Below are 22,804 nucleotides of genomic sequence, written 5' to 3'. Positions count from 1 at the left end.
ACCTCAGACGCCGAGGGCAGCCTTCTGTGCGGCATCCGAATTGCGACGCGAGAGCGTCAGCAGGTAGCCCACCACACCGGCGATCACCGTAGCGCCCACGATGCTCGACAGCCACAGCCAGCCATTGTCCTGACCGGCTCCCGCCCACTGCATCACCGTGTAGATGACAGCTGAGGCGGCCGTCGCGATCGCGGGGATCAGGACGACGCCGCGCAGCATGCGGTCAGGCAAAAGATAGTGCACGGCGATGCCCAGCGCGCACACTGCGATGAGCGCGAGAAGGATGTACATCGCGGGTCAGGCGACGAAACCGACGCGACGCGACTCTTCAGTGCCCAGCTCGATGTAGGCGAGGTTCGCCGTCGGAACGATGTAGGAGTTGCCCTTGACATCGGTGAAGCTCACATGCGCGGTGTTCTGCTCGAGAGCCGCGGCGACCTGGGTGCGGACGTCGTCCGCACTAGTAGAGGTCTCGAAGTTCAGTTCGCGGCCGGTGTTGATGATGCCGATGCGGATTTCCACGCGTGCTCCTTGAAGATTCGGGGACTGCGCCCAACTCTACCCCGGCGCGAACGGACCGGATCCGGGCATGGCGTCGGTTTCGCCGTGGGCGCACAAGTCTGTTGTGTGAGCACCTTCGGATCGGTGTCCGGCGGTGTCCGAGGCTGCCGATAACGTGGATGACATGACACAGGATGCCGGACAGCGCGCAGTTGTGGACGCACCTGTTGAGGCATCCGGGGTCATCATCGGCGCTCCGGGAACAGGAAAGACGCAGACGCTCATCGACCGTGTTGTGCGCCTTTTGAGCGGCGACGGCGCACTCGCCCCCGAAGAGGTGCTGGCGCTGACTCCGAACCGTCAGGCGGCCACCGTCCTGCGTGACCGGATCGGGGTGCGCATCGCGCAGGCGACACCGGGCCCGCTGGCCCGCTCACTGGGGTCACTGGCCTTCCAGGTCGTGCGCGGTGCGATGGTGCGTGCGGGGGAAGACCCTCCTGCGCTACTGACCGGCGCCGACCAAGACCGCATCATCGCCGATTTGCTCGGTGGCGACGCCGAAGATGAGGCTGCCGGCTTCGAGAGCCGCTGGCCCGAGACGCTGAGTCCGGCGGTACGCGCGTCGAAGGGCTTCCGCTCCGAACTGCGCGCCTTTCTGGCCGAGTGCACCGAGCTGGGCGTGCTGCCCGAGGAACTGCGGGCCTCCGATCGTCCGGTCTGGCGCTCCGCCGGGCTGTTCATCGACGAATACCGTGCCGTGCTCGCGGGCATGCGCACCTCCTATCGCGACGCCGCCGATCTGGTCAGCGAGGCAGCTGCGATTCTTCGAGAAGCGGATGCTGCGACCCTCGGCCCGCTCGCGCCGCTGCGGGTCGTACTGATCGACGACGCGCAGGAGATCACCCGCGGCGGCGTCACCCTCGTGCAGGCGCTCCGCGAACGAGGCATCGCCGTGCTGGCATTCGGCGATCCGGACATCTCGTCCGGGGCCTTTCGCGGCGCGAGTCCGCAGCTGTTCAACGATCTCTCCGGGGTGCTCGGCCAGGTGTTCGTATTAGATACCCCGCACCGGCAGTCGCAGCCGCTCAGCGACCTCACCCGCACCGTCACTCAGGCGATCGGCGTCGCCGGGCGCGTGGAACACCGCCGTGCGCCCGGGCCGGCTCACGAGACCCCTGATCCCGCCGTGCAGACCTTCCTCGCGTCATCCCCCTATGAAGAGGTCGATCGGATCGCGGGCACGCTACGCGACTGGCACCTCAGCCACGGCGTTGCCTGGAGCGACATGGCCATCATCGCCCACGACACCCGCCAGGTCATGATGCTCGAAACCGAGCTCGCCGCACGCGAGGTGCCGACCAGAGCTGCCGGCGTGCAACGTCCACTCGGTAGCGAGGGCGTAGTACGCGACATCGTCGGCATCGTGCGACTCGCGCTAACCCCGATCGAGCATCGCTCGGTTGAGGATCTCGTCGAGGCGCTGCGCTCGCCGTTCGGCGGGATGGATGCCGTAGGTCTGCGTCGGCTGCGCGCACGCATGCGTCACGCAGAGCTGGCCGAGGGAGGCTCGACGCCGGCATCAGAGCTGCTGCGTGAAGCGATGGTGAATCCTCTGGCCTTCACCTTCATCGATGCCCCGGAGGCGCGCGTCGCCGCGCGCCTCGCAAAGACTCTGGCAGAGACGACCGCCGCAGCAAATGCGGGGGAGACGATCCACGAGCTGCTCTGGCGCATCTGGGACGATGCGCGCGCCATTGACGGCTCGAAGCTGCAGAAGCACTGGCGCGAGAGTTCCGATCAACCAGGCGGAGGTGAGACCTCCCGCGCGCTCGATGCGCTGGTCTCGCTGTTCGACGCGGCCAAGCGCTTCGTCGAGCGCACGCCCGACGAGCGTCCGGAGACGTTCGTGCGTGAGATCCTCGACAGCGAAGTGCCGGAGGACACGCTTTCCACCCCTGATCGTCCGGGACTGGTGACGCTGCTGACTCCGGCGACCGCGCTGGGCACACAGTTCGATGCGGTCATCGTCTCGGGCGTGCAGGACGGTGTCTGGCCGAACACCCGTCTGCGCGGTGGCATGCTCGAGACCTGGCGGCTGGCAGATGCCGTGACCGCCGTACGCGCGGGCATCCCCGCCGCGGCGCCGGGAGCGCTCGACCGCCGTCGCGAGGCCCTCCACGATGAGCTGCGGCTGTTCGTACGCGCGGTGTCCCGCGCGCGATCGCGCATCGTGGTCACCGCTGTCGACGATGACACGACGGGCCCGAGCGCCTTCTTCTCGTTTCTGCCGGTGCCGCCGCCGCTGTCGGAGCATCCGGCATCCGAGCATCCGCTGACCCTGCGCGGACTGGTCGCTAGATATCGGCGCACGCTGACAAGTGCGACCGATCCGACCACGCGAGCGGAGGCTGCGCAGCAGCTCCGTCTGCTTGCCGAAGCCGAGGTTCCAGGCGCTGCTCCCAGCGAGTGGTACGGCAGCACCGCACCGTCGACGTCGGCGCCGCTGCACGATCTGGAGGTCGAGGCGGCACGCGTCTCCCCGTCGAAGATGGAGTCGTTCGAGGAGTGCGAGCTGAACTGGGCGATCGCTGCCCTCGGTGGCGACACTGTGCTGCCGCCATCGGCGGGTATCGGCACGATCATCCACGCGGCGATGGAGACGGCGTCGGACGGCGAGCTCGAGAAAATGCGTGCGGTCGTCGCCCAACATTGGCCGGAGCTTGAGTTCGAGACCGAGTGGATTGGGCGCAAGGAACGCCGCAGGGCCGAGCTGTACGTCGACCGATTGCACTCCTATCTGGGCACGGTCGCGGATGAGCACGGGAGTGTGCTCGCGAGCGAAGTCGAGTTCCGCTTCGCGGTCGACGTGCTCGCAGAAGAATCCGAAGAGGAGCCCGCAGTGCACGTCGGTGATGAGGCAGGCGGCCCGCACCGCGCAGTCGTGCACGGGTTCATCGACCGGGTCGAGGTCTATCCGCGAGCGGGCGGTGAACACGCCGCTGCCCGCGGTCGTGGCTTCACATCGATGGGTGAGGGAGCGAATGGGGAGCGTGTGGTCGTCGTCGATCTGAAGACTGGGAAATACGAACCGGAATCCGACGGCAAGGTCATCGACCATGCGCAACTCGCGGCGTATCAGGTCGCGGTCGAGCAAGGACTCGTCGAGGGTGCGGATGCTGCGGCGCTAACCGGCGCCCGGCTGGTGCTCGTCGCCAAGACGCTATCCGGCAGCGACTACCGGGTCGCTCATCAGCACACTCTCCAGGGCGAGGATCGCACGCGCTTCCTGAACCGCCTCGCTGATGCTGCCAAGGGCATGTCGGGGAACGGCTTCACCGCGCATGTTGAGGCGCACTGCGCCGACGTGCAGTGGCGTGTGCAGCCGTGCCGTATCCACACTGTCCCGGCGGTGAGCGCATGATCCCCACGTGGCTCGAAGGACCAGGGCTGTCCGCGCTCGACGTCGCAGCTGCTCTCGGGCAGCCCTCGCCGACGGCAGCGCAGCAGCGCGTGATCGAGGCGCCGCCGACGCCCGCGCTCGTCGTCGCGGGTGCCGGCAGCGGCAAGACCGAGACGATGTCGGGGCGCGTGGTTTGGCTCGTCGCCAATGGGCACGTGCGTCGTGACGAGATCCTCGGACTCACATTCACCCGTAAGGCGGCGGGTGAGTTGGCCGAACGCATCGGCGCACGGCTCACGGTCATTGATGAGTTCGGCCGCCGCGGGCTGCTGTCGCACGTGCCGGAGATTGTGGCATCCGGTGCGCTGGCGCGCGTGGATGCGGCCACCACGGCCGCGCAGAAGAACACGGTGCGCGCGCATGTGCTCGACGAGTTGGCTGAGAAGTACGGCACCGGGTGGGATCAGACCGCTCCCCGCACCGCAGACGACCTACTGGTCCGACCGCGGGTCTCGACATACAACGCTTTCGCGGACTCGATCGTCCGCGAGCACGCAGCGCGGATCGGCCGCGACCCTGATGTCGCTATGCTCAGCCAGGCTGCGTCCTGGATGCTGGCGCGCGAGGTTGTCCTGCGCGCAGACCTGCCGCAGCTCGAGGACATCGACCTGTCTGTGGCGACGGTCGTCGACGCCGTGCAGCGACTAGCCGGCGACGCACTCGACCATCGCGCCGATCTCGGGCGCGCCGAGCGCATCGCCACGGAGCAGGCCAGGGCGTTCGATCCGTACCGGAGTAGCGACACCGTCGCGAAGATCGCCGACAACCTACTCTCGCTGCCCACGCTCACCGCGCTCGTGCGCGAGTACATCACTGAGAAGCACCGTCGCGGCGTGCTCGATTTCGCCGATCAAGTCAGCGGCGCCTTCGACATCGTCGAGTCGTCCCCAGATGTGCGCGACGCTCTTCGTGAGCAGCACCGCGTCGTGCTCCTGGACGAATATCAGGACACCTCGGTGATTCAGACGCAGTTCCTCGCTGCGTTGTTCCGTGATTCGGCGGTCATGGCTGTGGGCGACCCACATCAGTCGATCTACGGCTGGCGCGGCGCGAGCGCGGACAACCTCTACGCCTTCGCCCGCACGTTCGCGGCCGAGCAGCCCGCGCAGAGCTACAGCCTGATGACGAGCTGGCGTAACGACACTTCGATCCTCGACATCGCCAACGAGGTGCTAAAGCCGCTGCGGCGACCAGGACTCGAAGTGCCGCCGCTGGAAGCGCGGCCCGGCGCAGGAGCTGGCGCCGTCGAGGTTCGCTATCCGCTCACCGTGCACGATGAGGCAGCTGCGGTCGCGGTCTGGTTCGCCGAGCGCCGCGCCGCGCATGCAGACATGGCAAAGCCGCATACCGGTGCGATCCTGTTCCGCTCCAAGCGGCACATGCAGACCTTCGCCGAGGCGCTTGCCGCCCGCGGCATCCCGCACCGGATCCTCGGCCTTGGCGGTCTGCTGGCGACACCCGAGGTCGTCGACGTGCTCTCTGCGCTGCGCGTCATCCACGACCCGAACGCTGGGTCTCCGCTAATCCGCCTCCTGGTCGGTCCGCGCTTCAGCGTCGGGGTGGCCGACATGGGGGCGCTATATTCGCTGGCGAGCGAGCTTTCCCGCCGTGACAGCGGGCTACTGCCGCTGCCGGAGGAGCTCCGTGCCCGCATTCGCGCATCTCGTGGCGCCGACGAAGCGGTGTCGATAGTGGATGCTGTCGACGTGGTCCGAGGGCTCCGTGACGATTACCGGCTCCTAGAAGGCATCACGCCCGAAGGTCGCGGACGGATCCGTGCGGCGGGGGAGATGTTCGAACGCCTGCGGCGCGCCGCGGGCCAGCCGATTCCCGAGCTGATCCGCCTCATTGAGCTCGAGCTCCGTCTCGACATCGAACTCGCCGCGAACGAGACGCGCGGACCGGCACGTGTCGCAGCCACCCAGCTGCGCGCTTTCACCGACGAGGTTCGTGCGTTCCTCGCCGCAGACGACCGCGGCACGATCGGGAGCCTGCTCGCCTGGCTCGACAAGGCTGAAAGCACCGACGAGCTCATGCCGCGCCCGGAGCCACCGGAACCCGGTGTCGTGCAGTTGCTGACGATCCACGGTTCCAAAGGACTCGAATGGGACGCCGTCGCAGTCGTGCGCATGGTCGACGGAGAGCTTCCTTCGCGTCCGAGCGATACCTCCGGTTGGTTTGGATTCGGCGTGCTCCCATTTGCCCTGCGCGGCGACAGCGCCGCCCTGCCGAAGTTCACCTGGTTTCCGCCAGTCGAAGAGGAACTCGATCCGCAGAAGCGCCTCAAAGCCGGCATCGCCTCGCTCACGAGCGCGAGCAAGACGACCCCCGGCGCGATCACGGTGTTCAAAGACGCGTATCGCGACTACCAGCAGCAGGAAGAACGGCGGCTCGGCTACGTCGCCGTCACCCGTGCGCGCACCGACCTAATGCTCAGTGGATCCCATTGGGCGGGACAGAAGAAACCGCGGGGGCCCGGGCCATTCCTTCGTGAGGCCTTCGAGATCATCGGGGTTGATCCGATCACCGAGATCGACGAGGACGAAAACCCCTACGAGGGCGAGGGCAAGACGAGCGTCTGGCCCATCGACCCGCTCGGGTCACGTCGTGAGAAGGTCGTGAGTGCGGCGTCGGCAGTGAGTGAGGCCTTCGAACGGGATGCCGCAGAGCCGACCGACCTGCTCCGACGGCTACTCGCCGAACGCGCCGAACGTCAACGCGGAATCACCGCTGGCGCACCGACCCGCGTGCCTGCGTCACGGTTCAAGGACTACGTCACCGACTACGACGGCACCGTGCGCGGGCTCACGCGCCCTATGCCGGAGCGTCCCTACCGGCAGACCCGGCTCGGCACACTGTTCCACGCGTGGGTCGAGCATCGATCCGGTCTTGTCGGCACGGCGCCGAGCCCCGAGAGTGCGCTGTGGGAGATCGACGAGGAGCAGTCCGACGTCTGGAACGCCTCGGCGGCGGATGCTGCAGATCTCGAACGCCTACGTGAGATCTTCGAAGCCAGCGAATGGGCCACGCTCAAACCCATCGCGGTGGAGATCGAGATCGACTTCGCGCTGGGTGCATCCACAGACAGTGCACTCACAGACAGTGAGGCGGGTGCAGGTCACATCATGATCTGCAAGCTCGATGCGGTCTACCGACGCGAAGACCGCGGTGGGCGCATCGAGATCGTGGACTGGAAGACAGGGAAAGCGCCGCGAACCTCGGCAGAGCGAGACGAGCGGATGCTGCAGCTCGCGCTTTATCGCCTCGCCTATCATCGCCGTTTCGGCGTTCCGTTGGAAGAGATCGACGTCGCGCTGTATTACGTCGCCGACGACCTCGTCCTCCGCGGCGACCGGGTCTACTCGGAGGAAGAGTTGGTCCAGCGTTGGAGCGCTGCGCGCGCTGCACGCTGAGCCTCCTCGGCTGGATCGCTTCCTGACCCATCCCCAGAAACATTTCCTGACGAGCTTTCGGGTTTTGTCTTTTCTACGCGCTCAGCGAGCGGGAGCTCTGCGGATTCAGCATCCGCTCCATCCCTCGGCAGCAGGTCCGACGCTGCGACATCACTGAGATCTTCGGTGGCGTCGCCCACGACCACCTCGGCGGTGTCCTCACCGGGCAGCAGGTCATGCGGGTTATACGCATCGGTCTGCATCGAAGTGTTGATGCTTGCCGCCGCCGTTGCTGGTACATGACTCAGCGCATCCATTGCCGAATCGACGCCTTCGCTGCGCGCCGCGATCACCGAGAGATCGCGTTCACGTAGCCCCTCAGACAACGAATTGAGCAACGACGTCGCGTCATCCATGATGTCGGGGCGTCGCAGCACGTCGCCGTGCACGAGCCACCGAGCGAACTCCAGCTCGGCCAAAAGTCGGGCGCGCACAGCGAGTGCGTTATCCGGTGCTCTGTTGGATGCCGCAGCGTACGCCGCATGGACGTCGCCGGCGGCATCCGGAGCGGATGAAAGCCAGGCCAGATCCACGGCGGGGTCTCCCAGCGATAGCCCGTGCCAGTTCACGATGCCAACGACTGCAGGCCCCTGCTCTGGGTCATCCTCGAAGAGGAACGATGTCGCCTGGGTGCCGCCGAGGGTCACGGCAGATTCGAACCGCCATAGATCGTCGTCGCTGACGGCCTCGCGCCAGCGAACCGTCAGACGTGCGGGTACGCGACCCGTCGCCGCAGCGCGATCGACCAGCTGGCGGATGTCTTCCCGCGACTCTTCGGCACTGCGCGCGGTGAGTCCGGCACTGCGCACCACGGATGCCGGAAGTGCGTGCACCGCGGCAATCGACGCACCCATCGACTCGGCAGCACCTCGGCCACCCGGTACGTGGCCAGCTTCGATCTGGAAACCGGGCAGCAGCCCAGTGACGAGTGCGCGGCCTTCGGCAAGCAGCGCCTCCCCGAAGTATTCCGGAGCGCTGAAGGGCAGCATTGCTCGAGCACCGGCAGTCAACGCGCGCAGCGCGATTGATTCCGCAGCGAGCTCTCGCGCTGTCTCGTCGTCATCGCCGACGCGGATCGCGACTTCGCTTCCGTCTGCGAGCGTCGCCACCGCAGAGTCGAACCGTCCGTCGCCACCGGAGGTCAGAGTTCGTGCGCCCACGACCTCCGCCCCGGGCAGTGCGGCCGTGACCGCCGCCGCTAGAGTAAAGGGAGACCGTGCCATGCCCCCAGGGTAGGTCGGCTCGGGTGTGGAATCGCCTACGCCACGCCTGCGAGAGAGGGAGTCGATGACTGTTCGCCGTGCTGAGTTCGATCGCGCAGGACACCTCCGTGACGAACCGGGGATCCTCGAGGCACTGCGTTCTTCAGACGATGCCCGTGTGATTGTGGTCCGTGAAGGACGCGTTCGCGTCGAAGACGGGTCACTGCTCACTGTGGCACCTGCCGAGGTCGGCGACGCCGACTGGGGGCTGCTGGGTCGGCACAGCGACGGAAGCACCGTGCTCGTCGCGGCGATTGCTCCCTTGACAGACTCCATCGACTCCGCGCCTGCCGAAACGTGGCTGGGCCTGCGCGACACGGGTGGTCTGCTTGACGCGGAGAACACTGAGCTCTTCGTTGAAGCCGTCACGCTCGCGTCGTGGCTGCGTGATGCGCGCTTCTGCACGATGTGCGGCTCAGCGACCGAACTGCGGCAGGGCGGATGGTCGCGAAAGTGCGTCGACAACGGTCATGAATTCTTCCCTCGTACCGACCCCGCGGTGATTGTGGCGGTGGAGAGCGAAGACGGCGAGAAGCTGCTACTCGGGGCCAACGCGAACTGGCACGGCCGGATGTACTCCTGCTTTGCCGGATTCGTGGAGGCCGGCGAATCGCTGGAGTCGACTGTGCATCGCGAGATCGAAGAGGAAGCGGGTGTCTTGCTGAGCAGCGTCCGATACATCTCCTCGCAGCCGTGGCCGTACCCGCGCTCACTCATGGTCGGTTTTCGCGCGACAGCATCCGATGAGCGTGCCGCGCGCCCGGATGGTGAGGAGATCGTCGACGTGCGATGGTTCACGCGTGCCGAGATTGCCAGCGCGATGAACGGTGACGGACCGGTGGGGCTACCAGGGCCGGTATCCATCGCCAGGGCTCTGATCGAGGACTGGTACGAGGCTCGCGAGTGAGCGCACTGGACTCTCTCGACGAACATCAGCGGGAAGCGGCATCCGTGCTGCGCGGGCCGGTCGCCGTGCTCGCCGGTGCGGGTACGGGAAAAACGCGCGTGATCACGCATCGCATCGCCCACGGCGTTGACACCGGCGCATACTCTCCGAGTCGCGTGATGGCGGTCACATTCACCGCGAAAGCAGCCGGTGAACTGCGCGGACGCCTGCGAGCACTCGGAGTCGAAGGCGTGGCCGCGCGAACCTTCCACGCTGCGGCTCTTTCGCAACTGAACTTCTTCTGGCCGACGCTCGCCGGCTCGCCGGCGCCGAACATCATCGACAACAAGGTGCGCATGCTTGGCCAGGCCGGCGAGCAGCTGCGGCTGCGCCTGGACACGGCCACCCTGCGTGATATCGCAAGCGAGATCGAATGGCGCAAGGTCTCGATGCTCTCGATCGAGCAACACGCCGCCCTCGGTCGCTCCATCGGCCGGGTGAGCACCGAACAGCTCGCCGAGTTTCAGCAGGCATACGAGATCCTCAAAGACGACCGCCGCCAGCTCGACTTCGAGGACGTGCTGTTGGCGTGCGCAGGGATGCTGGAGGCAGAGCCGCGGGTGGCGGCGTCAGTACATGAGCAGTACCGCCACTTCACCGTCGATGAGTACCAGGACGTCTCGCCACTGCAGAACCGCCTGTTGGAGTTGTGGCTGGGAGAGCGGAGCGACCTCTGCGTCGTCGGCGACGCCAGCCAGACGATTTACTCGTTCGCCGGTGCTGATCAGAAGTACCTTCTGGACTTCGGCCGCCGATACCCGGATGCCACCGTGGTGCGGTTGGAGACCAACTACCGCTCGCAGCCCCCGATCCTTGCCGCAGCCAACGCCCTCATGAAGGGGCGTCCCGGCGCCCTCGAGCTGGTGGCGGCGCGTGAATCTTTGACGGCAGAACCGCCCACGGTGACTGCGTACGACAGCGAGACCGAGGAAGCAGCCGGTATCGCCGCGGCGATCGTCGCCAGGATCAAGGCGGGTGCCTCCGCTTCGGAGATCGCCGTGTTGTACCGCGCGCACTCGCAGTCCGGCGTGATTCAGCAGGCGCTAGGCGGAGTAGGGATCGCGTCGACTGTGCTTGGGGGCAAGCGCTTCTTCGACATGCCGGAGGTGCGCCAGGCCGTGCTCGCACTGCGCGGCGCATCCGTGGCCCCGACCGAACGCGGTTTCCTTCCCAACGTGCTGCGGGTCATGCACGAGCTCGGCCTGAGCGACGAACCGCCGGCGGCCGGAGGTGCGCAGCGTGATGGCTGGGAGGCGCGACGCGCGATTCTGCGGCTCGCTGAAGAAGCGCCGAGCGACACGACGCTCCGCTCGTTCAGCGAGGTGCTCATGGCTCGAGCGAAAGACCAGCATGAGCCGACCATGCAGACGGTGACGCTGTCGACGCTGCACGCGGCGAAGGGCCTGGAATGGCCACACGTGCACCTCGCCGGTTGGGCAGAAGGTGCGTTGCCGATCGGTTATGCGAAAGATTTCGAAGCGATCGATGAGGAACGCCGGCTGGCGTATGTCGGTGTCACGCGCGCCGCGCGGACTCTGGATCTCTCGTGGTCGCGCGCAGCGGGGCGGGGGGAGCGTCAGCCTTCGCGGTTCCTTCAGGAGATCGGAACGAATGCTCGCGGCACCGGCATTCTTCGTGAAACGTCACCGCGCGCCACACGCGCCGTCCGTCGGGGCTGATCCGCACGAATTTCGTGCGCTTCGCCTTTCCCGGTTCAGCGAGGATTCGCACAGCGAGGCCCGCAGCTTCAGCGGTGCGGGCGGCCGTGATGGGTGTGGACGTCGCGGCGACCAGCTGCGCATGCATGGCCGGCCAGGCTGAATCCCTGTCTCGTTCGTGCGCATCACGGCACGACAGGCAGGCGGTACGGCCTGGAACCACGAGCGGGCCAATGGTGGTTCCACCCGGTTCGAACGCGATGGGAAGATGCATGAGGTCGTCGCGCAGATAACGGCCGAGCTGATGAGCAGATGCTGCGCCGTGCAGGAGCACGATGGCCACAGCATTCCGATCGGCACGATCAGTCGTGGCAACGCCTTCGTCCGCGAGGGCGCTCTCCATGCGAGCTTCAACTCGCGAATCCGCGATGTTGACGCTCTCTATCCACACCCGCGGTACGGGAGCAGCATCCGTGCGCAGCACCGGTCGGAGCGTCGCGAGCAGTTCTCTGGCGGCATCTCTCGGTGCGCCGGCAGCATGGGCGATCACATCGAAGGAACTGCGGCGGAACCCGTTCCTCATCGCTTGTAGCAGCGGCTCGACCCATGGTTCAGACAGGGGGACGCAGACCCGCCCCTCCAGCCCGAACTGCACCGTGTCGACGTCGCGCCAGAGCAGCGGGTACGCCGGATCGAGGCGAGTCAGCGTCGGCGGCGTGATCGGGGACATGTCCCGAGTCTGCTCATCGCGCGCTCGCGGCGGGGCGCGAAATCGCGATCAGTGGAGAACTCTGTGCATCGTGTGATGCCACCGCCCGGTCAGACCGGGTTCTCGTCGCCGTCGGTGAAGTCCTCACCATCGAGGAGCCGCGCCAGAGCTTCATCGAATTCGTCTGTTGCTGGTGCTTCACCACGAGCGAGCGCCTGTAGCCGTTCGATCAGAGCAGTGGGGTCATCGATGTCGGCAGCGGTCGGCTGCAAGTCCGGGTAATCCCATAGCGCGTCGCGGGCGGCGATGCCGACGGCATCCGTCACCTTCTGCCACATCGCGGCGGCCTCACGCATGCGTCTGGGACGCAGCTTCAAGCCGACCAGTGCGCCGAGCGCATCCTCGGCGGGCCCTCCCACCGCGCGACGGCGACGAGCGGCCTCCGTCAAGCGCGCGCCGTCGGGCAGCCGCGAGGTCGCTTCGTTGGTGACGACATCCACCCAACCGTCGATCGTCGCGATGATGTTCTCCAGACGGGCGAGCGCTTCGCGCTGAGCCTCGGTCTGCGCAGGCAGCAATGCGCCGCCCTCGATCGCGGCGCGAAGCTCTTCCGGGTTCGACGGGTCAAGACGACTCGCGACATCCTCGAGCGCCTCGACATCGACGGTCACTCCGCGGGCGAAGTCCGTGATCTGCGACATCACGTGCAGGTGCAGCCACTTCGCGTGCCGGTAGAGGCGGGCATAGGCGAGCTCACGGGTCGCAAGATACAACGCGATCTGGTCTTCGGGGATCTCCAGACCCTCACCGAAAGCGGTGATGTTCTGCGGGATCACAGCGGCGGTTCCGGCAGGCAGCACTGGAATGCCCACGTCACCGCCCGAGACGACCTCGAGAGAGAGATTGCCGAGCACCTGGCCGAACTGGGCGGCGAACACCGAAGAGCCGAGTCCGCGCATCAGTTTGCCCGCGCCCTGGATCGCGTCGCGCATGTCCTCCGGAACCTGGGTGTCGAGGGCACCGGTGAGGGCGTCAGCGATGCTGGTCGAGACGGGGCCTGCGATCTCTTTCCACACCGGAAGCGTCTTTTCTACCCACTCGCCCCGAGTCATAGCCTTTGGGGTCTCTGAGAGTTCAGAGATGGTGGTGGCCTCACCCAACCAGAGGTTTGCCAGAGCGAAGGCATCTACGAGCGAGCTTTGCGCGCCGTCGGTGATGCCCAGACCCTCCCGGTTGGCAATGTGCAGGGCCTGGCGCAGCGTGTTCTCCCACGGGTCTCCGCTGAAAGCTCCCTGCAACTGCTGCATGAGTCCGGCCATCATCGCCGGATCGAGCTGGAGGCCCTCTGCGCCGCCTAGCGCGTCTTGAAGAGCGCTCAGGTCGAAGTCTCCGCCGTCCGCGCCGGACATCATCTTGCGCAAGAACTCCTGGAAGTCCTCGGGGGTCGGTTCGTTGTCTGCCATGTCGGTCGCCCTCTCAGCACGTCGCTAGCTGTGGCATCTACGCTAGTTGCACGCGTCGGCCAGCGGCCCCGCAATGAGCAGATCGCTGTACGCCGGTCGCGAACGACGGAGGATCCACTTGTCTCACTCCCGTACACCCAGGGTCGGACTCGGTGTCTGGGCACTCATCGTTGCGCTTATCGCCCTCGTCGTGCTGACATTCCTGCCGACTCCGTACGTGATTCAGCGTCCGGGGCCCGTCTACGACACCCTGGGCACTGCGGCCAGTGCCGATGGCGAGCAGGTGCCGCTCATCGCCATCGAAGGTGCGGAGACCTTCGAGACGAGTGGCAGCCTGAACCTCACAACAGTGCAGGTCGTCGGCAACCGTGAGCGCACACCCTCGTGGTTTGAGCTTGCGCTGGCATGGACGGATTCCTCTCGCGCCGTCGTTCCCCTCGATTCAGTTTTCCCCGAAGGGGTCACCAGCGAACAGCGCGACGAGCAGAACGCGGTGCTGATGGTCGATTCTCAGCACGAGGCGACCGCTGCCGCGCTGCAGGAACTCGGCTTTGATACCGGCGCTGAAGTGCAGGTCGTCGCTGCCATCGAGAATTCACCGGCCGAGGGACTGCTGGACGAAGGCGATGTGATCGTGGCGATCGACGGTGCCGAAGTCAGCAGCGCCAGCGAGTTGCGGGCCAGCATCCAAGAGGGAGAAGGTGCTGCGGCGCAGCTCACCGTGCGTCGCGATGGTGAAGAGCAGCAGGTGGAGATCACACCGGAGCTCAGCACCTCGAACGGTGTGGACACCTGGCTGGTCGGCATCACTCTGACCACCGAATACAACTTCCCCATCGACGTGACGATTCAGCTGGACAATGTCGGCGGGCCAAGCGCAGGAATGATGTTCGCGCTCGGCATCGTCGACGAACTCACCCCGGGTGAGCTGACCGGCGGCAACGACATCGCCGGCACTGGCACGATCGATGCCACGGGCGCGGTCGGTCCGATCGGCGGCATCCGGCAGAAGCTTTACGGCGCACGCGATGCGGGCGCCGACTTCTTCCTGGCGCCGTCGTTGAACTGCGACGAGGTCGTCGGTCATGTCCCCGACGGACTGCAGGTGATCAGCACTGCGACGTTGGAAGAATCCTTGAGTGCACTCGAGGTGATCGCCGACGACGGCGACGTCGATTCACTGCCAAAATGCACGGCATCGTGACCTCTCCGTCACCGTAAGCACAGCCTTCGCATATTCAGCGGCGCATAGGATGGAAAGGTGACCACGACCTCGGCGCCGAATCCGGCCACGCCCAATACCTCTCGACGAATCATCACGATATCGCTGGTGATCATCGCTGCGATCATCGCGGCGTTCTTCGTCTTCGCTTCGCTCTACACTGACTTCCTCTGGTTCAACCAGTTGGAGTTCACGAACGTCCTCACAACGCAGTGGCTCGCCACCGCGTTGATGTTCGTCGTGGGGTTCCTGGGGATGGCCGTACCGCTGTTCGTCGTGATCCAGCTGGCCTATCGCCTCCGCCCGGTCTACGTGCGACTGAGTTCGCAGCTTGACCGGTATCAGGAGGTCATCGAGCCCCTGCGTCGCCTCGCGATGTGGGGCATGCCGATCTTCTTCGGCCTGTTCGCCGGCTTCGCGGCGGCGGGCAACTGGCAGACCGTGTGGCTCTGGTTCAATGGCGCCGCCACCGGCGAGGTCGACCCGCAGTTCGGGATGGACACCGGCTTCTACCTGTTCGCGATGCCCTTCTATTCGATCCTTCTCGCGTTCGTCTCGGCTGTCATCCTGCTGAGCCTGATCGTGACAGCGCTGGTCTCGTACCTGTACGGTTCCGTGCGCATCGGTCAGGGCGAGCTGCGTATCTCGAAGGCAGCGCGCATTCAGCTCGCCATCCTTGCCGGCCTCTACCTGCTGGTGCAGGCGGCGAGCCTTTGGCTTGATCGTTACAAGACACTTGTCGCAGAAGAGGATCGCATCACCGGCGCCGCGTATACCGCTGTGAACGCGACCATCCCGGGTATGGCGATTCTCGCGATTCTCGCGATCCTGGTGGCAATCCTCTTCTTCGTCACGGCGATCATGGGTCGCTGGCGCTTCCCCCTGGTGGCCACCGGACTGCTGCTCGTGGCATCCCTCGTTGTCGGCATCGGCTACCCGTGGGTTGTTGACACCTTCCAGGTGCGCCCGAACCAGAACAGCTTCCAGGCCGAGTACTACCAGCGCAACATCGACGGCACAAAGCAGGCATATGACATCGCCGACATCGAGGTCACACCGTTCAAGGCAGAGACGGATGCCAAGGCAGGCCAGCTCCGTGAGGACGCCGAGACCACCGCGTCCATCCGTATCCTCGACCCGAGCATCATCAGCCCGACTGTGCAGCAGCTCGAGCAGTTCCGTGGCTACTACCAGTTCAATGAGACGCTCGACGTCGACCGCTACGAGATCGACGGCGAGACGCAGGACACCGTGGTGGCTGTTCGTGAGCTCGACGTCAACCGCCTTGGCGACAGCAACAACTGGAACAACCGCACCGCCGTCTACACGCACGGCTACGGCCTTGTGGTCGCAGCGGGAAACCAGCGCACCAGCGAGGGCGAGCCGGTATTCCTCGAACGAGGCATCCCCTCGGATGGCTTCCTGACAAAAAGCGAGAAGTTCGAGCCTCGCGTCTACTTCGGTGAAGACTCTGCGCTGTACTCGATCGTCGGGGCCCCGGAGGGGACAGACCACGTCGAGATCGACTATCCGCGTGGTGAAGACGGCGCGAACGAGACGAAAACGACCTTCGAAGGCGACGGCGGCCCGTCCATCGGCAACACCTTCAATAAGTTGTTGTACGCGTTGAAGTTCCAGGAAGCAGAGGTCTTGTTCTCCGACCTCGTGAACGATGACTCGCAGATCCTCTACGACCGTGACCCGGTCACGCGTGTGCAGAAAGTCGCCCCGTACCTTGAGCTTGACAGCGACCCGTACCCGAGTGTTGTGGACGGTCGCATCGTCTGGATCGTCGACGGCTACACCACGAGCTCCACGTACCCGTACTCGACGAGCGTGAGCCTGTCTGATGCGATCACCGACTCGAACACGACGGCACCAACGTTCGCGCTCGATGACATCAACTACATCCGCAACTCGGTGAAGGCCACCGTCGATGCTTACGACGGCACCGTCACGCTGTATGCATGGGATGACGAGGACCCGATCCTCAAGGCGTGGGAGAGCGTATACCCCGCGACGGTTGAGCCGATCAGCGAGATGTCGGCAGATCTGATGAGTCACGTGCGCTATCCGACCGATCTGTTCAAGGTGCAGCGCGAGATCCTCGAGGTCTACCACGTGGATACCGCTGGTTCGTTCGCACAGCAGGACAACCGCTGGCAGACGCCGAACGATCCGCGCAACGGCACCCAGCTGCAGCCGCCGTACTACCTGTCCATGCAGATGCCCGGTCAGGATTCGCCGCGGTTCTCGATGTTCTCTACGTTCATTCCTTCGTCCGCGGCGGGTACAACCAGCCGCAACGTTCTGCTGGGCTACCTGGCCGTCGATTCGGATGCCGGAGCCATCGCAGGCGAGAAGGCAGAGGGCTACGGTCAGCTGAACCTGCTGGAGATCGATGCCGACACCACGGTGCCTGGCCCCGGTCAGGTGCAGAACACGTTCAACTCCGACCCGGCCGTGGTGCAGCAGCTGAACTTGCTGCAGCAGGGTGAGTCAGAGGTCAAGTACGGCAACCTGCTTACACTGCCTGTCGGTGGCGGTCTGCTTTACGTGCAGCCGGTTTACGTGCAGTCGTCGGAGGGCACACAGCTCCCGCTGCTGCAGAAGGTGCTGGTCACGTTCGGTGACAGCATCGCCTTCGAAGACACTCTCACCGAGGCGCTCGACGTGATCTTCGGCGGTGACTCGGGTGCGACCGCCGGCGACGAGACAGTGGAGCCGATAGATCCTGGTGATGAGGGAACGACGCCTCCTGAAGAGGGTGGCACAGAGCCTCCTGCGGAAGGCGGCACGGAGCCCGAACCCGGCACTGGTGGCGACGCTCGCGAGCAGGCTCTGGCCGACGCGCAGCAGGCGCTGACAGACCGCGACACGGCGCTGAAGGCCGGTGACCTCACCAAGTTCGCCGAGGCGGACAAGCGCCTCACAGCCGCGATCACCGAGCTGCTGGCACTCGAGACCGCAACGGAATAGTCGACGGCCCGCGGGCCGGCCCGCCTGGGCCGCCCTGCGGGTTCGCCCGCGCATATGCGAGAAGAAAATCCCGGTTGAGATATTGATCTCAGTCGGGAATTTCTTCTTCCATCGGGGGAGAGGACGCCGCAGGCGGAGGACGTCGGTGGGTGAGCGGAGTCAAACGCAGCGTGCTCCCACATGCCTACGCTGCCCGATCAACGCTGCCCGATAAATACGGCTCCGGAACGCAAAAGGCTCCTGATCGGGATAAATCCCTGATCAGGAGCCTTTTTGTGTCGCGTTCTCGTTGCGGGGACAGGATTTGAACCTGCGACCTCCGGGTTATGAGCCCGGCGAGCTACCGAACTGCTCCACCCCGCGGCACGTTTAATAGTTTACGTGCTGTTTAGGTTCAAATCCAATCGCCGCCGGATGGGCGTGTTGACGGTGTTCATCCCTGTGGTTGCAAGGAATCTGGCTCATCGCTCAGAAGACGTCGCACGGTCTCACAGCCGATGGTCAGTTTTCGCAGTGGACACAGTGCGATGGGTGACATCTGCAGCAGTGAAGCAACACGAGCGGGCGCACGGTGGTTCCTTTCGGGCCGCTAATTCATCTAGGACAGAAATTGACCTATTTCACTTTTATGGTTGCTGACAACCGCGAAACGCCCCGAAAGGAACCGAACATGTCCCCAACGCTGCAGAACTCCGCCCCGGACGGTTACACAACCGTCGCACCCTGGGTCACCACCGCCGATACCGGAGCATTCCTTGATTTCGTCACCCAAGTGCTCGACGGAGAAGAACTCGGGCGCGTGGCGACCGAGGGCGGGGCGATTGGCCACGGTGAGATCAGGATCGGCGACACCGTCGTGCTGGCTTTCGACCGAGCCCCAGGATGGCCCGCAATGCCAAGCCTCCTGCGCGTGTGGGTACCAAACGCGGATGCCGTCTTTGAGAAGGCGGTCGCTGCGGGCGCGACGATCGTGACCGAGGTTGCCGACAGCGCTTTTGGTCAGCGCGGCGGACGGATTAAAGATCCGTTCGGCAACATCTGGTGGGTCATGACCCACATCGAGGACGTACCAGAAGATGTGATGTGGGAGCGGCTGCAGGATCCGGTGTACGCCGAGCAAATGCGCGTCGCGCAGGAGACCTTCGACGCAGAGATGACCGGGCGAGCCGAGGGGCGAAGCAGCGCACCCGTGCGCTGAGTCGACTGGGCCACTCGCAGACTAAGAGGGCAAAGCAAAAGGCTCCTGATCGGGATAAATCCCTGATCAGGAGCCTTTCTCAAGTTGCGGGGACAGGATTTGAACCTGCGACCTCCGGGTTATGAGCCCGGCGAGCTACCGAACTGCTCCACCCCGCGTCACGTCTTATAGCTTAGTACGGATTTTGAGTGCCGGACGCCACCGGCAGCGATGCACGAAGATAGGGAGTATGTCCGAGCTCCTCGTCGCCGTGTGCCAGTTCCGTCCGACCGCTGTGCGGGAGGACAACCGCACGCGCATCACGGAGCTCGTGGCGGATGCCGCGGGCAGGGGAGCGCGGCTGATCGTCTTCCCTGAGTACTCCAGCTACTTCGCCGATCCGATGGATGCTTCCTTTGCGGTCAACGCCGAGGTTCTGGACGGAGAATTCGTGAGGTCGTTGCAGGCGGCGGCATCCGCTCATGACATCACGGTCATCGCCGGGCTTGTGGAAGCGGCGGGGGAGCGCGTGCGCAACACCTTGGTCGCCGTCGATACCACCGGGCTGCGTGCGACCTATCGCAAGCAGCACCTCTATGACGCATTCGGGCAGACCGAATCCGACTGGATCGAAGCCGGTGAGCTCGGCGACCCGCAGACGCTCGACGTCGATGGCCTGCGCATTGCGATGATGACCTGTTACGACCTGCGGTTCCCCGAAGTCGCACGCACGCTCGTGGATGCCGGCGCCGACGTCATCGTCGTGCCAGCCGAATGGGTGCGCGGTGCGCTCAAGGAACACCACTGGACGACACTGCTGGCCGCGCGCGCAATCGAAAACACCGTCTATGTCGTCGCCGCTGATCACCCGACACCGATCGGCGTCGGACATTCACAGATCATCGATCCGCAGGGTGTCGTGATCGCAGGAGTGGGAACGGGCGAGGGCATCGCGATCGCGCAGATCGCGCAGGAAGCGATCACCCGCGTACGCGAGGTCAACCCGGTACTGCGGCTGCGTCGCTATCGTGTCGTGCCGCGCTGACGCGCGAACGCGGCAGGCTCTCGTGTGTCGCACATGGCCGGTTCGCTGGGCTTGAGGCGACGATCTGCGACCCCTCAGCGGCGGCGGCGGGCTGGGCGCGCCACTCGGGTGTCGCACATGGTCGCTTCGCTGGGCTTGAGGTGGCAATGTGCGACACCCGCCGGACGAGCTACCCCTCAGAACGAGGCCGCGGCGAGGCGTCGAGCGGCCTCTTCCAGCACTTCGACCTTCTTGCATGCCGCGAAGCGCACGAGCCCCGAGTAGTCGCCCTGGTGCTCGGGGCTGACGAACGCACTCATCGGAATCGCGACCACGCCTGCCTTTTCCGGCAGCGCGCGGCAGAAGGCCGCCGCATCCGATCCTCCGAGCGCTGTGGCATCCGCAACCGTGAAGTATCCACCCTGTGGGGCGGATACTTCGAAGCCTGCGCTGCGGAGACCTTCTCCGAGAATCTCATGCTTGCGCGCGAGGGTAGCCGCGGCATCCGTGAAGAAAGCATCCGGCATCCGCAGGCCAACGGCGATCGCCGGCTGGAACGCTGACCCGTTCACGTACGTGAGGTACTGCTTGACGGTCAGTACCGCGGTGATGAGGTCGGCAGGGCCGTGGATCCAACCGATCTTCCACCCCGTTGCCGAAAACGTCTTGCCGCCGGAGGAGATCGTCAGCGTGCGCTCTGCGGCGCCGGGCAGCGTTGCGAGCGGCACATGGGGAGCCGCGAAGGTGAGGTGTTCGTAGACCTCATCCGTCACGATGATCGCGTCATGCTGGTGCGCCAGGCGAACGACTTCGGTCTTCACCTCTGGAGTGAACACCACACCCGTCGGGTTGTGCGGGTCGTTGACGAGGATGATCCGAGTGCGATCAGTGACGGATGCTGCGAGCACCTCGAGGTCCGGCTGAAAATCTCCTCGGCGCAGCGGAACGGTGCGCAGCCGCGCGCCGGCCAGTGCCACCGCGGCTGCGTACGAGTCGTAGTACGGCTCGAACACGACGACCTCGTCATCGGGCGAGTCGATCAGGGCCAACAACGTCGCGGTCAGCGCTTCGGTTGCGCCGGCCGTCACGATCACCTCGGTCGCTGGGTCTACTTCGAGACCGTAGAACCTGTGCTGGTGTTCACTGATCGCCGCGAGCAGGTCGGGATACCCGCGTCCGGGTGGATACTGGTTCATGCCCTGCGATATCGCGGCGCGAGCGGCGTCCAACACCTCGGCGGGACCATCCTCGTCAGGAAACCCCTGGCCAAGATTGATTGCACCGGTTCTCACCGCAGCCGCAGACATCTCTGCAAAGATGGTGGGCGCCACGACGCCCTCGGGTGAAAGAAGTCCGGCTCCAGCCGCGGTGCGCCGCCAGGCGCCGGGAATAGCACTCATGGAAACCAGGCTAAGGCCATAGTGGACACCCATCGTGACCATAACGAACACACAGCTACGACCGGCACTCTGAAAAGACGTTGTTGAAGGAGCAGACCATGAACGAAGACAACATTCCCAACGAGACCGCCGCGTCCGAGCAGCCTGCACCGCAGCTGCCGGTAAGCAGCGGTGCCGGCCACGAGATCCCTACCGCATTCACGTCGCCCAGCGCGCCGCAGTCGTCCCAGGCGCCGTCGGCACCGCAGGGCGCAGCCTTCGGCATCCCTTCGCCCGAGTACCAGTACGGCGCTGCACCCGGCGCGACAGTTCCGATCGCACCGGTCGAGACGAAGTCCAAGGAGAAGAAGCCCCTCGGCGCTGGCAAGCTCGCAGCGCTAATCGTGGCAGCTTCCCTGGTCGGCGGCGGCGCGGTGGGGCTGGGAACCAGCTATCTCGGTAACACCCTGTGGGCGCAGCCCACCGGCACCACGGCCAGCGGCCCCGAAAACATCACGGTGAACAACCCCGGATCTGTCAACGAGACGACGGCGATCGCCACGAAGGTGTTGCCGTCAGTAGTCACGATCGAAGTCGCCGGCGACAGCGCATCGGGCAGCGGCTCGGGCGTCATCCTCAGCGAGGACGGCTACGTCGTCACCAACACGCACGTCGTCACCCTCGGCGGCGCCGCAGCGGACCCCGCGATCAGGGTCACCACTTCCGACGGCCACATCTACAACGCCACGATCGTCGGCACCGACCCGATCTACGATCTCGCTGTCATCCAGCTTGAGGATGCCGAAGGGCTGACGCCCATCGACATTGCGGACTCGTCCGACATCAACGTCGGCTCGACCGCTGTTGCTGTTGGAGCGCCGCTGGGCCTGTCGAACTCGGTCACCACCGGAATCGTCAGCGCGCTGAACCGCAGCATCCAGATTGCCTCGGCAGCACTGCCGGAATCTGCGGAGCAGGATGCCCCGGAAGACCAGGGTGACTCTGGTCAGGACAGCCCCTTCCAGTTCGACCTCCCCGGCACGAACACGCAGGGTGCGACCCAGAACATCTCGATCGCTGTGATCCAGACGGATGCCGCCATCAACCCCGGAAACTCCGGTGGTGCGCTGGTGGACAGCGAGGGCCACCTCATCGGCATCAACGTGGCCATCGCGACCGCAGGAAGCGCTGAGGAGTCCGGATCGATCGGCGTCGGGTTCGCAATTCCGTCGAACATCGCAAAGCGCGTCGCCAGCGAGATTATCGAGACCGGTGCGGCAACGCACGGCCTGCTCGGAGCAACGGTGCAGGATGCCGCCTCCATCGCGGATGCCGATGTTGCGGGTGCCGCCATTGTCAAGCCATCACCTGACGGCGCGGCTGCCGAGGCGGGATTGAAGGCGGGTGACATCGTCACGAACTTCAATGGCTCTCCGATCAGCAGCGCTACTGACCTCACCGCTCAGGTGCGCGCCGCCGCAGCCGGAAGCGATGCGACCCTCACATACGTTCGCGACGGCAAGTCGTTCGAGACTGATGTGACTCTTGGTGAACTCGAACTGTAAGTAGCAC

At 65.2% G+C, this 22,804-nt stretch carries 14 protein-coding genes and 2 tRNA genes; 9 read left to right on the top strand and 7 right to left on the bottom strand.

The features are described 5' to 3' along the window. Positions 1 to 3: 3 nt before the first annotated feature. Together AC1C2O_RS05800 and AC1C2O_RS05795 are read right to left on the bottom strand one after the other, a co-directional pair. Entirely contained in the window at positions 4 to 291 is a 288-nt protein-coding gene (locus tag AC1C2O_RS05800) for a hypothetical protein (protein WP_495429487.1), read from the bottom strand. A gap of 6 nt (positions 292 to 297) precedes the next feature. Next, on the bottom strand, positions 298 to 522 hold the full coding sequence (locus tag AC1C2O_RS05795; RefSeq protein WP_495429486.1) for a DUF3107 domain-containing protein: 225 nt from the start codon (positions 520 to 522) through the stop codon (positions 298 to 300). A gap of 163 nt (positions 523 to 685) precedes the next feature. Here AC1C2O_RS05795 and AC1C2O_RS05790 point away from each other — a divergent pair, with 163 nt between their 5' ends. Together AC1C2O_RS05790 and AC1C2O_RS05785 are read left to right on the top strand one after the other, a co-directional pair. Next, positions 686 to 3,922, top strand: coding sequence for an ATP-dependent helicase (locus AC1C2O_RS05790; RefSeq protein WP_495431684.1), 3,237 nt, complete (start codon positions 686 to 688; stop codon positions 3,920 to 3,922). Then, positions 3,919 to 7,374, top strand: a complete 3,456-nt coding sequence (locus AC1C2O_RS05785) for an ATP-dependent helicase (RefSeq protein WP_495429485.1) — start codon at positions 3,919 to 3,921, stop codon at positions 7,372 to 7,374. Before AC1C2O_RS05790 ends, AC1C2O_RS05785 begins: the two co-directional genes overlap by 4 nt. Here AC1C2O_RS05785 and AC1C2O_RS05780 read toward each other — a convergent pair. Beyond that, a complete protein-coding gene (locus tag AC1C2O_RS05780) occupies positions 7,320 to 8,636 on the bottom strand; it encodes a phosphotransferase (protein WP_495429484.1) in 1,317 nt (438 codons plus the stop codon). The genes AC1C2O_RS05785 and AC1C2O_RS05780 overlap by 55 nt on opposite strands. A 64-nt stretch (positions 8,637 to 8,700) precedes the next feature. On the opposite strand from AC1C2O_RS05780, the gene nudC reads away from it, so the two are divergent. Continuing rightward, positions 8,701 to 9,582, top strand: a complete 882-nt coding sequence (nudC, locus tag AC1C2O_RS05775; RefSeq protein WP_495429483.1) for an NAD(+) diphosphatase — start codon at positions 8,701 to 8,703, stop codon at positions 9,580 to 9,582. Beyond that, positions 9,579 to 11,300: an ATP-dependent helicase gene (locus AC1C2O_RS05770; RefSeq protein WP_495429482.1), complete on the top strand. Its 1,722-nt coding sequence runs from the start codon at positions 9,579 to 9,581 to the stop codon at positions 11,298 to 11,300. The genes nudC and AC1C2O_RS05770 overlap by 4 nt, the downstream gene beginning before the upstream one ends. A gap of 798 nt (positions 11,301 to 12,098) precedes the next feature. On the opposite strand, the gene AC1C2O_RS05765 is transcribed toward AC1C2O_RS05770, so the two are convergent. Continuing rightward, complete coding sequence (locus AC1C2O_RS05765; protein WP_495429481.1) at positions 12,099 to 13,451, bottom strand: zinc-dependent metalloprotease; 1,353 nt, start codon at positions 13,449 to 13,451, stop codon at positions 12,099 to 12,101. A gap of 73 nt (positions 13,452 to 13,524) precedes the next feature. On the opposite strand from AC1C2O_RS05765, the gene AC1C2O_RS05760 reads away from it, so the two are divergent. After that, the gene (locus AC1C2O_RS05760) at positions 13,525 to 14,655 is read left to right on the top strand and encodes a YlbL family protein (RefSeq protein ID WP_495429480.1); all 1,131 of its coding nucleotides are present in this window, start codon (positions 13,525 to 13,527) and stop codon (positions 14,653 to 14,655) included. Between the two features lie 57 nt (positions 14,656 to 14,712). Then, positions 14,713 to 17,652 carry a UPF0182 family membrane protein gene (locus AC1C2O_RS05755; protein WP_495429479.1) on the top strand — a complete coding sequence of 980 codons (2,940 nt, stop codon included), beginning with the start codon at positions 14,713 to 14,715 and terminating at the stop codon, positions 17,650 to 17,652. Between the two features lie 289 nt (positions 17,653 to 17,941). Here AC1C2O_RS05755 and AC1C2O_RS05750 read toward each other — a convergent pair. Then, a tRNA-Met gene (locus tag AC1C2O_RS05750) sits at positions 17,942 to 18,015 on the bottom strand. 307 nt (positions 18,016 to 18,322) lie between these two features. On the opposite strand from AC1C2O_RS05750, the gene AC1C2O_RS05745 reads away from it, so the two are divergent. Then, the gene (locus AC1C2O_RS05745) at positions 18,323 to 18,850 is read left to right on the top strand and encodes a VOC family protein (RefSeq protein WP_495429478.1); all 528 of its coding nucleotides are present in this window, start codon (positions 18,323 to 18,325) and stop codon (positions 18,848 to 18,850) included. Positions 18,851 to 18,934: 84 nt separating this feature from the next. Here the strand turns inward: AC1C2O_RS05745 and AC1C2O_RS05740 are convergent. Beyond that, positions 18,935 to 19,008: transfer RNA gene (locus tag AC1C2O_RS05740), tRNA-Met, on the bottom strand. Between the two features lie 71 nt (positions 19,009 to 19,079). On the opposite strand from AC1C2O_RS05740, the gene AC1C2O_RS05735 reads away from it, so the two are divergent. Continuing rightward, complete coding sequence (locus AC1C2O_RS05735; protein WP_495429477.1) at positions 19,080 to 19,874, top strand: carbon-nitrogen hydrolase family protein; 795 nt, start codon at positions 19,080 to 19,082, stop codon at positions 19,872 to 19,874. 176 nt (positions 19,875 to 20,050) lie between these two features. Here the strand turns inward: AC1C2O_RS05735 and AC1C2O_RS05730 are convergent, their stop codons facing one another. Next, complete coding sequence (locus AC1C2O_RS05730; RefSeq protein WP_495429476.1) at positions 20,051 to 21,253, bottom strand: aminotransferase class I/II-fold pyridoxal phosphate-dependent enzyme; 1,203 nt, start codon at positions 21,251 to 21,253, stop codon at positions 20,051 to 20,053. A gap of 98 nt (positions 21,254 to 21,351) precedes the next feature. On the opposite strand from AC1C2O_RS05730, the gene AC1C2O_RS05725 reads away from it, so the two are divergent. Further along, positions 21,352 to 22,797: a S1C family serine protease gene (locus AC1C2O_RS05725; RefSeq protein WP_495429475.1), complete on the top strand. Its 1,446-nt coding sequence runs from the start codon at positions 21,352 to 21,354 to the stop codon at positions 22,795 to 22,797. Positions 22,798 to 22,804: the final 7 nt, after the last annotated feature.

The organism is Microbacterium sp. Y355 (assembly GCF_059445345.1).
This window is presented reverse-complemented; position numbering and strand designations above follow the sequence as displayed.